12 protein-coding genes are annotated in these 12829 nt (G+C 73.7%); 6 read left to right on the top strand and 6 right to left on the bottom strand.

The genetic code is table 11. The features are described 5' to 3' along the window. Window positions 1-5: 5 nt before the first annotated feature. The gene (locus tag B9L22_RS00830; RefSeq protein WP_086148920.1) at window positions 6-893 is read right to left on the bottom strand and encodes a phosphoadenylyl-sulfate reductase; all 888 of its coding nucleotides are present in this window, start codon (window positions 891-893) and stop codon (window positions 6-8) included. Continuing rightward, entirely contained in the window at window positions 890-2635 is a 1746-nt protein-coding gene (locus B9L22_RS00825) for a nitrite/sulfite reductase (protein WP_086148919.1), read from the bottom strand. Before B9L22_RS00825 ends, B9L22_RS00830 begins: the two co-directional genes overlap by 4 nt. Before the next feature lie 409 nt (window positions 2636-3044). Here B9L22_RS00825 and B9L22_RS00820 point away from each other — a divergent pair, with 409 nt between their 5' ends. Then, a complete protein-coding gene (locus tag B9L22_RS00820; protein ID WP_021482514.1) occupies window positions 3045-3410 on the top strand; it encodes a hypothetical protein in 366 nt (121 codons plus the stop codon). Between the two features lie 126 nt (window positions 3411-3536). Then, on the top strand, window positions 3537-4019 hold the full coding sequence (locus tag B9L22_RS00815; RefSeq protein ID WP_086148918.1) for a DUF456 domain-containing protein: 483 nt from the start codon (window positions 3537-3539) through the stop codon (window positions 4017-4019). A gap of 17 nt (window positions 4020-4036) precedes the next feature. Here the strand turns inward: B9L22_RS00815 and B9L22_RS00810 are convergent, their stop codons facing one another. Beyond that, window positions 4037-4417 carry a VOC family protein gene (locus B9L22_RS00810; RefSeq protein WP_086148917.1) on the bottom strand — a complete coding sequence of 127 codons (381 nt, stop codon included), beginning with the start codon at window positions 4415-4417 and terminating at the stop codon, window positions 4037-4039. Window positions 4418-4587: 170 nt separating this feature from the next. Here B9L22_RS00810 and pcrA point away from each other — a divergent pair, with 170 nt between their 5' ends. Further along, the gene (pcrA, locus tag B9L22_RS00805; protein WP_086148916.1) at window positions 4588-7341 is read left to right on the top strand and encodes a DNA helicase PcrA; all 2754 of its coding nucleotides are present in this window, start codon (window positions 4588-4590) and stop codon (window positions 7339-7341) included. A gap of 79 nt (window positions 7342-7420) precedes the next feature. On the opposite strand, the gene B9L22_RS00800 is transcribed toward pcrA, so the two are convergent. The 3 genes from B9L22_RS00800 to B9L22_RS00790 all read right to left on the bottom strand — a co-directional run bounded on the left by B9L22_RS00800 (window position 7421) and on the right by B9L22_RS00790 (window position 9093). Further along, window positions 7421-8122, bottom strand: coding sequence for a DUF6518 family protein (locus B9L22_RS00800; RefSeq protein WP_233139552.1), 702 nt, complete (start codon window positions 8120-8122; stop codon window positions 7421-7423). Between the two features lie 172 nt (window positions 8123-8294). After that, complete coding sequence (locus B9L22_RS00795) at window positions 8295-8870, bottom strand: Clp protease N-terminal domain-containing protein (protein ID WP_086148915.1); 576 nt, start codon at window positions 8868-8870, stop codon at window positions 8295-8297. Between the two features lies 1 nt (window position 8871). After that, on the bottom strand, window positions 8872-9093 hold the full coding sequence (locus B9L22_RS00790) for a helix-turn-helix domain-containing protein (protein ID WP_031316040.1): 222 nt from the start codon (window positions 9091-9093) through the stop codon (window positions 8872-8874). A 209-nt stretch (window positions 9094-9302) separates the two neighbouring features. Between B9L22_RS00790 and sucC the strand changes: the two genes are divergently transcribed. The 3 genes from sucC to B9L22_RS00775 all read left to right on the top strand — a co-directional run bounded on the left by sucC (window position 9303) and on the right by B9L22_RS00775 (window position 12817). Beyond that, complete coding sequence (gene sucC, locus B9L22_RS00785; protein WP_021482339.1) at window positions 9303-10472, top strand: ADP-forming succinate--CoA ligase subunit beta; 1170 nt, start codon at window positions 9303-9305, stop codon at window positions 10470-10472. A 37-nt stretch (window positions 10473-10509) separates the two neighbouring features. Further along, window positions 10510-11400, top strand: coding sequence for a succinate--CoA ligase subunit alpha (gene sucD / locus B9L22_RS00780; protein ID WP_021482340.1), 891 nt, complete (start codon window positions 10510-10512; stop codon window positions 11398-11400). Between the two features lie 166 nt (window positions 11401-11566). After that, window positions 11567-12817 carry a DUF6350 family protein gene (locus B9L22_RS00775; RefSeq protein ID WP_086149589.1) on the top strand — a complete coding sequence of 417 codons (1251 nt, stop codon included), beginning with the start codon at window positions 11567-11569 and terminating at the stop codon, window positions 12815-12817. Window positions 12818-12829: the final 12 nt, after the last annotated feature.

The following is a 12829-nucleotide window of genomic DNA, read 5'->3' as shown; positions in this document are numbered from 1 at the left end:
CGTCCTCATACGTGGAGTCCGCACTCTGTCTTGTCGAGCCCCGCCCAGCGGCCGGCCCTCGGGTCCTCGCCCGGCGCGACGCGCCGGGTGCACGGCTGGCAGCCGATCGACGGGTAGCCGTCGTGGAGCAGGGGGTTGAGCACCACCTGGTGCCGCGCCGCGTACGCGAGCAGGTCGTCGAACGACCACGCCGCGAGCGGGTTGATCTTCACGAGCCCGTTTTTCTCGTCGAACGTGACGAGCGGCGTGCCGGTCCGGGTCGGCGCCTCGTCGCGGCGCACGCCCGTGACCCACACCTCGTAGCCCGCGAGCGTGCGGTGCAGCGGCTCGACCTTGCGCAGCTGGCAGCACAGCGCCGGGTCGCGGCCGAACAGGTCCTTGCCGTGCGCCGCGTCCTGCTGGGCGACCGTGAGCTCGGGCCTGACGTCGACGATCGTCACGTCCAGCTGCTGCTCGACGGCGTCCCGCGTCCCGACGGTCTCGGCGAAGTGGTAGCCCGTGTCGAGGAACAGCACGTCGACCCACGGGATCTGCGCCGCGACGACGTGGGGGAGCACCGCGTCGGCCATGGAGCACGCGACCGCGACGGACGTCCCGAACTCGCGCGCGGCCCAGGCGACGACCTCGTCGGCGGTCGCCTCCGGGCGCGCGGCGCCCTCGACGCCGGGCGTGCCCGCGCCGTGCAGCAGCTCGGCGCCGCGCCGCGCGATCTCGCGCAGCTCGTCGGTCGGGCGCTTCTCCCGGCCCTGCGCGGCCTGCCGCGCACGCTCCGCGTGGTGCGCGGCCTTCGCCTCCTCGCGCTGCTCCGTCCGGGCCCGCGCCGCGGCGCGCAGCGCCGCGAGCGGGTCGGTGCCCGCGGGTGCGGCGGTCCCGCCGGTCAGGTCCGCGGTCATCGGAGCGCCTCCTCGTCCGCGCGGTGCGCCCACTCGGCGAACGTCTCGGAGCCGTCCTTGTCGCTCTCGTAGCGCCGGACGACGCGCTCGACGTAGTCGGTGAGGTCGTCCGCGGTCACCTTGAGCCCGCGGACGGTCCGGCCCAGCCCCGCGAGCTCGCGGTCGTCGGAGGCCAGCCCGCCGCCCAGGTGGACCTGGAAGCCCGGGACCTGCTGGCCGTCGTCGTCCATGACGAGCTGGCCCTTGAGGCCGATGTCCGCCGTCTGGATGCGCGCGCACGAGTTGGGGCAGCCGTTGACGTGCAGGGAGAGCGGCTTCATCTGGGACAGGTCCCCGAGCCGCTGCTCGAGCTCGTCGATCGTCGCGGTCGCGGTGTCCTTGGTGTCGACGATCGCGAGCTTGCAGTACTCGATGCCGGTGCACGCGATCGTGCTGCGCCGGAACGGGCTCGGCCGGGCGTCGAGGCCGTTCTCCTTGAGCGTCGACACGACGTGCTCGACGTGCTCGTCCGGTACGTCGAGGACGAGGAGCTTCTGGTGCGGGGTGAGGCGCACGCGGTGCGACCCGACCGACTCCGCGAGGTCGGCGACGTTCGCGAGGATCGTGCCGGACACGCGCCCGACGTACGGTGCGGCCCCGACGTAGTTGAGCCCGTCCTTCTGCTTGTGCACGCCCACGTGGTCGCCGGGGACGGACGGCTTGGGCGCCGGGGGGCCGTCGGGCAGCGCGTACCCGAGGTACTCGGTCTCGAGCACCTCCCGGAACTTCTCCGGCCCCCAGTCGGCGAGCAGGAACTTCAGCCGGGCCTTGTTGCGCAGCCGGCGGTAGCCGTAGTCGCGGAAGATCTGCACGACGCCGTGCCACACGTCGGGCACCTGCTCCTCGGTGACGAACGCCCCCAGGCGCTCCCCGAGACGCGGGTTCGCGGACAGCCCGCCGCCGACCCACAGGTCGAACCCGACGCCCAGCTCGGGGTGGCGGTGCGCGACGAACGCGACGTCGTTGATCTCGTGGACGACGTCCTGGCTCGGGTGGCCGGTGAGCGCCGTCTTGAACTTGCGGGGCAGGTTCGCGAGCTCGGGGACGCCGATGTACTTCTCGGTGATCCCCGCGACGGCCGGGCCGATGTCGATGAGCTCGTCGGCGGCGATGCCCGCGACCGGGCTGCCGAGCACGACGCGCGGGACGTCGCCGCACGCCTCGGTCGTCTGCAGCCCGACGGACTCCAGACGGCGCCAGATCTCGGGGACGTCCTCGACCTCGACCCAGTGGAGCTGGATGTTCTGGCGGTCGGTGATGTCCGCGCTGTCGCGGGCGAACTCCGTCGAGATGCCCGCGACGACGCGGAGCTGCTCGGTCGTGAGCGCCCCGCCGTCGATGCGGACCCGGAGCATGAAGTACCGGTCCTCGAGCTCGTGCGGCTCGAGCGTGGCGGTCCGGCCGCCGTCGATCCCGGGCTTGCGCTGCGTGTACAGGCCCCACCAGCGGAAGCGTCCGTGCAGGTCGTCGCCGGGGATGGAGTCGAAGCCGTCGCGCGCGTAGATCGTCTCGATGCGCTCGCGGACGGACAGACCGCCGTCCTCCTGCTTCCACTTCTCGTTCGCGTTGAGCGGCTCGGTGCCGTCGACCTTCCACTGCCCGTTCGGTCGTGCGGCGCGCGCGGGGCGCTCGGCGGTCCGCGGCGGACGGGCGGGAGGAGTGCTGCCGTCCGTGGCCTCGGGCGCAGTCGGTGCCTGCGTCATCGGGGTTCCTCGTGTCCTCGTCGGGGGCGGGGACGCGCGACGGCGAGCGCTCAGCGAGGGTGCTGCGAGTGGCTGAGGACCGACGGCGCGCGCCGGTTCTCAGGGGTTCTCGCGAAGAGAGGCGAGCGATGGCTCGGCTGAGTCGGGCGCGGTTCAGCGACAACAGCTCAGACACGTGTGCGCGCACGCCGGCGTCCCGTGACCGGAGGTCACGGGGAGGGTGCGGGCAGCCGTGGTCATGCCGAGAACAGTAGCCGCGGTCCGGACGCGTGGACAGCCCTGGTCCGCATGGTGGGAAACCGGAAATAGTAGACCGATCCAGTCTGCTTTGTCGAGCGGTCTGGTCACCGGGCGCATCTCACCTTGTGCAAAGTTTCACGACAGGGTCGTCAGCAAATACCATGGGCCCATGGAGTTCCTCTACAACGTCTTCGTCGCGCTGCACTTCATCGGGTGGGCCATCGTGCTCGGTGGCTACCTCGCGTCCCTGCGCTCGCCGGGCCTGTACAAGGGCGTCTTCCACGGGGCGCTCACCGCGCTCGTCGCGGGGATCGCCATGGTCGGGATCGGCGAGGCCTCGGTCTGGGGCGACGGCGGCCCGGACATGGCCAAGATCGGCGTCAAGCTGGTCGTCGCCCTCGTCATCGCCGTCCTCGCGTTCGTCGCCAAGCGCCAGGGGGCCAAGTCCTCCGACGGCGCCGTGGCGCCGGGCCTCAAGCACGCCATCGGCGGCCTGACCCTCGTCAACATCCTCGTCGCCGTGTTCTGGAACTGACCGCACCACCGGCACCCGGCCCGTCGACGTCCCGCGTCGGCGGGCCGTCGTCGTCCCCGGAGCGGTGACCGCCCGGTCGGGTCCGCGGGGCGTGCGTAGCGCGCCGGACGTGCGAGGGTTTCCCCCGTGAGCGTCGGTGGAGAGGTCCTCGTCGGGCTGGCGATCCTGGTCGGGCTGATCGGGATCGTCGTGCAGATCCTGCCCGGGAACGTGCTCGTGCTCGGGGCGATCCTCGTGTGGGCGATCGTCACGGGCGGCACGGCCGCCTGGGTCGTCTTCGCGGTCGCGGCCGTGCTCGTCGTCGCCGCCGAGGTCTCCCAGTACGTGCTCGCGGGTCGGCACATGCGCCGGGCGGACGTCCCGTGGTCGACCCTCGTGTGGGGCGGGATCGCGGGCGTCGTCGGGTTCTTCGTCATCCCGGTGGTCGGGCTCTTCATCGGGTTCGTGCTCGCCGTGTTCCTCGCCGAGCTCGTGCGCCGCCGCGACCGGCACGCCGCCTGGCGCGCGACGGTCGCCGCGATGCAGGCGACCGGCATCACGATCCTCGTCCAGCTCCTCGGCGGGCTGCTCGCCGCCGCGACGTGGGGCGTCGGGCTAGCGATCACCTGACCCGGGGGTGTCCCCGGTCAGCCGGGGAGCTCCATCACGTAGAGGGTGTTGCCGTCGGCGTCGCGCAGCGCGAACATCGGCGGGACCCCCTCCCAGCGCAGGAGCTCGCCCGTGTCCGCGCCCGCCGCGGTGAGCGTCGCGTGGTCGCCCGCGGCGTCCGTCGTCGTGAGGCGGATGCCGGTGTCGACGCCCGCGCCGCGGCTGTCGTCGGCCGGGACGAGCGCGACGGACGTGGCGGCGCCCGGGGGCGCGACCTCGATCCAGCGGAAGCCCTCCTGGAGCTCACCGTCCATCCGGAGCTCGAGGCCGAGCGTCCCGGTGTAGTAGGCGAGCGCGCGGTCCTGGTCGGCGACCGGGATCGCGACGGTGTGCACGCCCGTGAGGTGCGTCGTCGTCATGGTGACTCCTTCGTGGTGCGGGCCCGTGCTGCGCGCACGTGCTGCGGACGATCGGGGAGACCGCACCGGGCGGCGGGACTCATCGGCACCACCCGTCGGTGGCGCTCGTCGGTGGACTCGGCGGCAGGGCGGTGCCGGGTGTGGGCGCGGGCGCCTAGGCTGGAGGGGCTATGGCTTCGCTCTTCGAGAACCTCCCGCTGCCCGGCCTCGACACGCTGTTCGACGGCCCGCGCGTCGACCACGGCGGCGAGTCCCGCCTCCCGCGGACCGCCCCGCGCTGGACCGACGACCCGGCCGTGCCCGACGGCGCGGGGTCGCCCGCCGGGGACGGCGCGCCGGGGACGACCGGCGGTGCGCCGTCGGGCGAGCGCCGCGGCCGGTACGCGCACCTCGACCCCGACGCGCTGCTCGACGGGCTCAACCCGCAGCAGCGCGAGGCCGTCGTGCACGCGGGCGGGCCGCTGCTCATCGTCGCGGGCGCCGGGTCGGGCAAGACGCGCGTGCTGACGCACCGCATCGCGCACCTGCTCGCCACGGGCCGGGCGCGCGCGGGCCAGATCCTCGCGATCACGTTCACCAACAAGGCCGCGGCCGAGATGCGCGAGCGCGTCGAGGCGCTCGTCGGGCCGTCGGCGCGGAACATGTGGGTCTCCACGTTCCACTCGGCGTGCGTGCGCATCCTGCGGCGCGAGGCGAAGACGCTCGGCCTGCGGTCGAGCTTCTCGATCTACGACGCCGCGGACTCCCAGCGGCTCATCACCCTCGTCACGCGCGAGCTCGACCTGGACCCGAAGAAGTACCCGGCCCGGTCGCTCGCGAACAAGATCTCGGACCTCAAGAACGAGCTCATCGACCCCGAGACCTACGCGCGCGACTCCGGCGCCCACGCGACGGACGACGGCCTCGCGGCGCGGGGCGGCCAGCACGGCGCGAACGTGCCCGAGTTCGACCAGGTGCTCGCCGACGTCTACACGCGTTACCAGGCCCGTCTCGTCGCGGCCAGCGCGCTCGACTTCGACGACATCATCATGACCACGGTGAACCTGCTCCAGGCGTTCCCTGCGGTCGCCGAGCACTACCGCCGCCGGTTCCGCCACGTGCTCGTCGACGAGTACCAGGACACCAACCACGCGCAGTACGTGCTCGTGCGCGAGCTCGCGGGCGTGGGCGAGGACTCCGCGGCGACCGACGCGGCGACGAGCGGCACGGGCGAGGCGCAGGTCCCGGCGCTCGACCCGGCCGAGCTCACGGTCGTCGGCGACGCCGACCAGTCGATCTACGCGTTCCGCGGCGCGACGATCCGCAACATCCTCGAGTTCGAGGCCGACTACCCGGACGCCCGGACCATCCTGCTCGAGCAGAACTACCGCTCGACCCAGAACATCCTCTCGGCCGCCAACGCCGTCATCTCGCGCAACCCCGACCGCAAGCCCAAGCGCCTGTGGACGGACTCGGGTGCGGGCGCGAAGGTCATCGGCTACGTCGCCGACAACGAGCACGAGGAGGCGCGGTTCGTCGCGGAGGAGATCGACCGCCTCGGCGACACCGAGGGCGTGCGTCCCGGCGACGTCGCGGTCTTCTACCGCACGAACGCGCAGTCCCGGGCGCTGGAGGAGGTGCTCATCCGCGTCGGCCTGCCGTACAAGGTCGTCGGCGGCACGCGCTTCTACGAGCGGCGCGAGGTCAAGGACGCCGTGGCGTACCTGCGCGCGATCGACAACCTCGACGACGACGTCAACCTGCGCCGCGTCCTCAACGTGCCCAAGCGCGGTCTCGGCGACCGCGCCGAGGGCGCCGTCGCGGCGCTCGCGGACCGCGAGCGCATCTCGTTCGGCGCGGCGCTCGCCCGCATCGACGAGATACCCGGCCTGACGAACCGCACGCTCAACCCGCTGCGGGCCTTCGCGGAGCTCATGACGGGGCTGCGCGAGCTCGCGGACTCCGGCGCGAGCCCGTCCGAGATCCTCGGCGCCGTCCTCGACCGCACGGGCTACCTCGCCGAGCTGCGCGCGAGCGACGACCCGCAGGACGCGACGCGCGTCGAGAACCTCGCCGAGCTGCACGCCGTCGCGACGGAGTTCAGCGAGCTCGACCCCGAGGGCACGCTGTCCGACTTCCTCGAGCGCGTCTCGCTCGTCGCCGACGCGGACCAGATCCCCGCGGACGACGGCGCCGACGAGGAGGACGAGGGCGAGGAGAAGGAGGACCCGGGCGTCGTCACGCTCATGACCCTGCACACCGCGAAGGGCCTCGAGTTCCCCGTCGTCTTCCTCACCGGCATGGAGGACGGCACGTTCCCGCACATGCGGTCCCTGCACGACGACGCCGAGCTCGCCGAGGAGCGCCGCCTCGCCTACGTGGGCATCACCCGCGCGCGCGAGCGGCTCTACGTGTCGCGGTCCGCGGTGCGCTCCGCGTGGGGCATGGCGAACGAGTTCCCGCCGAGCCGGTTCCTCGAGGAGATCCCCGAGGAGCTGTGGGACTGGCGGCGGCGCGAGTCGTCGATGGCGACGCTGCGCGCGGGCGGGTCCGTCTGGGGTCGCGGGTCGGGCTCGTGGTCCGGTTCGCGTTCCGGATTCGGGTCGGGGGCGCGGACAGGCGCCGACGACGACGGGTCTACCATCCGCGGCCCTCGTTCCTCGGGCCGCTCCCGCCAGACCCGCCACGACCCGTCGTCGTCGGCCCCTGCCCGCGCCGCGTTCGGCTCGCCTCCCGGCGGGGCGAAGTTCGGTTCGGCGACGCCGCGGGCCGACGGGGACGTGCCGAACCTCGCCGTCGGCGACAAGGTCACGCACGACGCGTACGGGCTCGGGACGGTCGTCTCGCTCGAGGGCGCGGGGCCGAACGCCGTCGCGAAGATCGACTTCGGCGCGGACGGGACCAAGCGGCTGCTGCTGCGGTACTCGCCCGTCACGAAGCTCTGACGCTCCACGCTCTGACGCACCGCGCGCCGACACACAGGGCGCTCGACCGGCCGGTCGAGCGCCCTGTGCGCGTGGGACGTCAGCCGATCGTGCCGAGCGCGCGGTAGGCGAGGACGAACGCCGTCGCGACGACGGCGGTGCCTCCCGCGGCGACGACCACCGGGACGGGGCCGCGCAGACGCCGGGTCAGCATCGCGGCGAGCAGGACGAGCGACGCGAGCCCGATCACCACCCAGTACGTGGCACCCGTCGTCTCGACGACCGTGGTGAGCCCGTACACCGACTCGCCGAGGCCGATGCCCGCGAGCACCGCCGTGCCGAGAGCCGCACGCACCCCCGCCCGCCACAGCCACGCCGCCGCGACCCCGACGAACGGGCCGACGACGAGGCCGACCACCCCGAACAGCGTCGGGTCGTAGAAGAACCCGCGCAGGTCGGCGGCGACCGTGTACCCGAGGGTGAGCAGCACGAAGCTCGCCGCGCCCAGCACGGCGGCGTGCCAGGTCCGGGTCCGCGCGTCGCGCGCGGCCCAGGCGACGAGGAGCGCGGTGAGCAGGGTCCAGCCGCTCGCCGAGTTCGCGAAGGGGGCTGCGGCGTCGGGCAGGAAGCCCTGGGCGAAGGACGTGAGGCCGCCGAGCAGGAAGCTCGCGGCGAGCACGACGGCGCCCCGCGCCCACGGCTGTCCACCGGGCGCCGGGGCTCCGGCGTGGCGGCCCGGCGCGGAGCGCGTGCGGAGGGCGGGGGCGTCGGAGCGGTGGGGGAGCGCAGTCTGGTCGGGCACACCCCGACGGTAGGTGCGCCGGGCGCCGCGGGGCGTCAGCCCGTCGTCGGGCACGAGCGCGCGCCCGGTCCTCCCGTGGCAGGACGACCGCGCCCGAGGAGCCTGCCGTGACGCGGCCGCCGGCCGCCCGCCCGCCCCTGGCCCGACCGCGACGTGCGGCGCGGCGTGCCGGTCAGGACGCCGCGCGGTGCCGGGTCACGAGCGCGGCGCGCAGCCCGGCGTCGTCGGACCCGGCGGCCGTGAGCGCGCCGGTGAGCGCCCGGTGCGCCGTCGAGCCCGTGCTGCGCGCGACGGCCGCGAGGACGTGGCCCGAGTCGATCACGCGCGACGCGTCGTGCACCGCCTCGCGGAGCGAGAGCTCGAGCACCTTCTTCGCCTCGGGAGTGAACGGGATGTGCGCGCGGCCTCGGCGGCGCCCGCGGCCCCGCGCGTCGTCCGCTGCCCGGTCGAGCGCGCCGGGGCCGAACGCGGCGTCCGTGCGGGCCCGGACCTGGTCCAGGTCGATCCCGAGCGCCGCGAGCGCGGGGCCGTCGAGCGGGTCGAGCCCGCCGGCCGCGTCGACCTCGCGCTCGAGGTCGGCCGGACTCACGCCGACCGCACCGAGCGCGGCCGCCCCGGCGCCGCCCTCCTGCCGGGCGAGCGACAGGAGCAGGTGCACCCCGTCGATGGTGTCGTCGCCGCGCTCCCGCGCGACCTCCTGGGCGCCGACCACGGTCTCCCGGGCGTCGGCGGCGAAGCGTTCGAACATGTCACGACCTCCTCGTGGTGCGGGACGCGCCGTACTTCTTGTGCACGGCCTGACGCGTGACGCCGAGCCGGTCGGCGATCTCCTGCCAGGACCAGCCGAGCGACCGGGCGTGCTCGACCTGGAGCGCCTCGAGGCGCTCGGCCAGCACGCGCAGCGACCGCACGGCCCGCAGCCCGACGTCCGGGTCGGTGCTGCTCGCGGCGTCCATGTCGACGGGTTCCATGCGTGTCAATCTAGGTTGACGCTCGTCATGATGTCAACAGTGGTTGACGCCCGCCGGGCGGGGTGACGAAGGGAACACCGGTCCGCGAGCCGCCGCAGCGGCCCCGGATAGGCGCGCCCCGGAGCGGGGGCTACCCTGTACGGGGATGTCTTGATGTCGAGACATCGGTCATGCCGCACACGGCGCATCAGACGGAAGGACGCAGCAGGGTGGACCTGTTCGAATACCAGGCGCGTGACATCTTCGAGAAGCACGGCGTGCCCGTGCTGGGCGGGGTCGTCGCGACGACGCCCGAGGAGGCCCGCGCGGGAGCCGAGAAGCTCGGCGGGGGCACCGTGGTCGTCAAGGCCCAGGTGAAGACCGGCGGCCGCGGCAAGGCCGGCGGCGTGAAGCTCGCCCACTCGCCCGAGGAGGCCGCCGAGAAGGCGTCCGAGATCCTCGGCATGGACATCAAGGGCCACACCGTCCACCGCGTGATGGTGGCGCAGGGTGCCAAGATCGCCGAGGAGTTCTACTTCTCGGTGCTGCTGGACCGCTCGAACCGCAACTACCTCGCCATGTGCTCCGTCGAGGGCGGCATGGAGATCGAGCAGCTCGCCGTCGAGCGCCCCGAGGCGCTCGCCAAGGTCGCCGTCGACCCGATCGTGGGCATCGACGAGGCGAAGGCGCGCGAGATCGTCGACGCCGCGGGCTTCGCCGAGGAGCTCAAGGCGCCGGTCGCCGACGTCATCCGCTCGCTGTGGACCGTGTTCACGGCCGAGGACGCGACGCTCGTCGAGGTGAACCCGCTCGTCCGCACCGAGGACGGCTCGATCATCGCGCTCGACGGCAAGGTCACGCTGGACGACAACGCGTCGGAGGTCCGTCACCCGGACCACGAGGCGCTGGAGGACAAGGAGTCGACCGACCCGCTCGAGGCCAAGGCCAAGGAGAACGGCCTCAACTACGTCAAGCTCGACGGCGAGGTCGGCATCATCGGCAACGGCGCCGGGCTCGTCATGAGCACGCTCGACGTCGTCGCGTACGCGGGCGAGGAGCACGGCGGCGTCAAGCCGGCCAACTTCCTCGACATCGGTGGCGGCGCGAACGCGCAGGTCATGGCGAACGGTCTCGACGTCATCCTCAACGACCCGCAGGTCAAGTCGGTCTTCGTCAACGTCTTCGGTGGGATCACCGCGTGCGACGAGGTCGCGAAGGGCATCGTCGGCGCGCTCGAGATCCTCGGCGACGAGGCGACCAAGCCGCTCGTCGTGCGCCTCGACGGCAACAACGTGGAGCTCGGCCGCGCGATCCTGCGCGAAGCGAACCACCCGCTCGTGACCCTCGCCGAGACCATGGACGGCGGTGCCGCCAAGGCGGCCGAGCTGGCCAACGCCTGATCGCCCGTAGACGCGGAAAGCTGAGACAGAGAACACCATGTCGATCTACCTGAACTCCGACTCCAAGATCATCGTCCAGGGCATCACCGGCGGGATGGGTGCCAAGCACACCGCCCTCATGCTCGACTCGGGCGCGCAGATCGTCGGCGGCGTCAACGCCCGCAAGGCCGGCACGACCGTCACGCACAAGGACCACGAGGGCAACGACGTCACGCTGCCGGTGTTCGGCACCGTCGCCGAGGCGATGGCCGAGACGGGCGCGAACGTGTCCGTCCTGTTCGTCCCGCCGGCGTTCACCAAGGACGCCGCGATCGAGGCGATCGACGCCGAGATGCCGCTCATCGTCGTCATCACCGAGGGCGTGCCCGTCCAGGACACGGCCGAGGTCTGGGCCTACCTGCAGGGCAAGGGCACGCGCATGATCGGCCCGAACTGCCCCGGCATCATCACGCCGGGCGAGTCGCTCGCCGGCATCACCCCGCACACCATCACGGGCAAGGGCCCGGTCGGTCTCGTGTCGAAGTCGGGCACGCTGACCTACCAGATGATGTACGAGCTCAAGGACCTCGGCTTCTCGACCGCCATCGGCATCGGCGGCGACCCGATCGTCGGCACCACGCACATCGACGCGCTCGAGGCGTTCGAGAACGACCCCGAGACCAAGGCGATCGTCATGATCGGCGAGATCGGCGGCGACGCCGAGGAGCGCGCCGCGGCCTACATCAAGGAGCACGTGACGAAGCCGGTCGTCGGCTACGTCGCGGGCTTCACGGCTCCCGAGGGCAAGACGATGGGCCACGCCGGCGCCATCGTCTCCGGCTCCGCGGGCACCGCCCAGGCGAAGAAGGAGGCCCTGGAGGCCGTCGGCGTCAAGGTCGGCAAGACGCCGTCCGAGACCGCCGCGCTCCTGCGCGAGGTCCTCGCCTGACCCCTGGCTCCGTCGGGCCGCACGGCCCGCTGCCACGCCGTACGACGCCCCGCGACCGGTCCGCCGGTCGCGGGGCGTCGTCGTCCCCGGGGCCGGTGGCGCCGGTAGTCTGGCGCGCCGGGGCGAATGCCCCGAACCGACCTCTCGATCGACGACGATGGGCACCATGAGCACCACCAGCACGACTCGCGGTGCGCGCACGCGCACCGTGGAAGGCAGCCCGGCACCCGCACCCGTCGGGGTGCGTCGTGCACCGTCCGGCGTGCTCGCCGCGCTCCAGGCGCTCACGCTGTCGCTCGCCGTCGTCGTGCTCCCGGGCGTCGTCGCGTTCCTGGCGTCCTCGACCGGGGCGTCCGAGGGGACGGGCTGGGGGCAGTCGGTCACCGTCGCGGCCGGCTTCTGGCTCCTCGGCCACGGCGTCCCGCTCGTCGCGAGCGGCACGACGGTCACGCTCGTCCCGCTCGGTCTCACCGCCCTCGCGCTCTTCTGCTGCTTCGCGTCGGCACGCCGCTCGGCGCACACCGCGGTCTCCGCCTGGGTGGCCGGCACCGTCACGTACGCGCTCGCGACGCTCGGCGTCGCCCTGCTCGCCGGCTCGACGCCGCCCTGGGGGCTCGGGGTCGCCGTCGTCGGGGGAGCCGTCGTCGGAGGGCTCGGGCTCGGCGGCGGGATCCTCGCGCGCCCGGACGCGCCGTTCGTCGCCGACCTCGCCGGGCGCCTCGACCGGGTCGTGCCGCCGACGGTGCGGCTCGGGCTGCGGGGCGGCCTGCTCGGCACGAGCCTGCTCGCCGGGGCGTCCGCGGTGGTGGTCGGCGCGTGGCTCGTCGCGGGCCGCGCCACGTCGGGCGACATCGTCGCCGGGCTCGTGCCCGGGACCGTCGGAGGGATCGTCCTCGCGCTCGGGCAGCTCGCCGTGCTGCCCAACCTCGTGGCGTGGGCGGGGGCGTGGCTCGTCGGCCCCGGGTTCGCCGTGGGCGAGGGGAGCACGTTCGCGCCCGGCGGGTCGGAGCCGGGCGCGCTGCCCGCGATCCCGCTCCTCGGGGCGCTGCCCGGCGACGACTGGACCAACGCCCTGACGCCCTGGGTGCCGGCCGGCGTCGTCGCGCTCGGCGTCGTCGCGGGCGTGTTCGTCTGGCGGCGCCTGCGCGACGTGACGGGCACCCACCCGGACGACGTCGTCCCCTGGTCCGCCGTCGTCCTCGCGCTCGCCGGCGTCGCGCTCGCGTCCGGCCTCCTCGTCGGGCTCGTGAGCTGGCTCGCCGGGGGAGCGGTGGGCCCCGGCCGGCTCGAGGTCGTGGGCGCGGACGCGCTCGTCGTCGGCGCGCTCGCCGCGGTCGAGATCGGCGGCGGCGCCGCGCTCGCCGTCCTGTGGTCCCGGCTCGAGGTCCTGGGCCGGCGCCACGGCGACGCCGGCTGACCCTCGCGCAGG

It is taken from the genome of Cellulosimicrobium sp. KWT-B (genome assembly GCF_002127155.1).
GTDB classification, from domain to species: domain Bacteria; phylum Actinomycetota; class Actinomycetes; order Actinomycetales; family Cellulomonadaceae; genus Cellulosimicrobium; species Cellulosimicrobium funkei.
Note: the sequence above shows the minus strand (reverse complement) of the source record. Positions and strands in the feature narration are given on the sequence as shown.

Bases quoted from the DNA above. Each gene is read 5' to 3' on its own strand.
- pcrA (WP_086148916.1), top strand. From the start codon at position 4,588: ATGGCTTCGCTCTTCGAGAACCTCCCGCTGCCCGGCCTCGACACGCTG.
- B9L22_RS00790 (WP_031316040.1), bottom strand. From the start codon at position 9,093: ATGGAACCCGTCGACATGGACGCCGCGAGCAGCACCGACCCGGACGTC.
- B9L22_RS00810 (WP_086148917.1), bottom strand. From the start codon at position 4,417: ATGACGACGACGCACCTCACGGGCGTGCACACCGTCGCGATCCCGGTC.
- B9L22_RS00825 (WP_086148919.1), bottom strand. From the start codon at position 2,635: ATGACGCAGGCACCGACTGCGCCCGAGGCCACGGACGGCAGCACTCCT.
- sucD (WP_021482340.1), top strand. From the start codon at position 10,510: ATGTCGATCTACCTGAACTCCGACTCCAAGATCATCGTCCAGGGCATC.
- B9L22_RS00795 (WP_086148915.1), bottom strand. From the start codon at position 8,870: ATGTTCGAACGCTTCGCCGCCGACGCCCGGGAGACCGTGGTCGGCGCC.
- B9L22_RS00775 (WP_086149589.1), top strand. From the start codon at position 11,567: ATGAGCACCACCAGCACGACTCGCGGTGCGCGCACGCGCACCGTGGAA.
- B9L22_RS00820 (WP_021482514.1), top strand. From the start codon at position 3,045: ATGGAGTTCCTCTACAACGTCTTCGTCGCGCTGCACTTCATCGGGTGG.
- B9L22_RS00830 (WP_086148920.1), bottom strand. From the start codon at position 893: ATGACCGCGGACCTGACCGGCGGGACCGCCGCACCCGCGGGCACCGAC.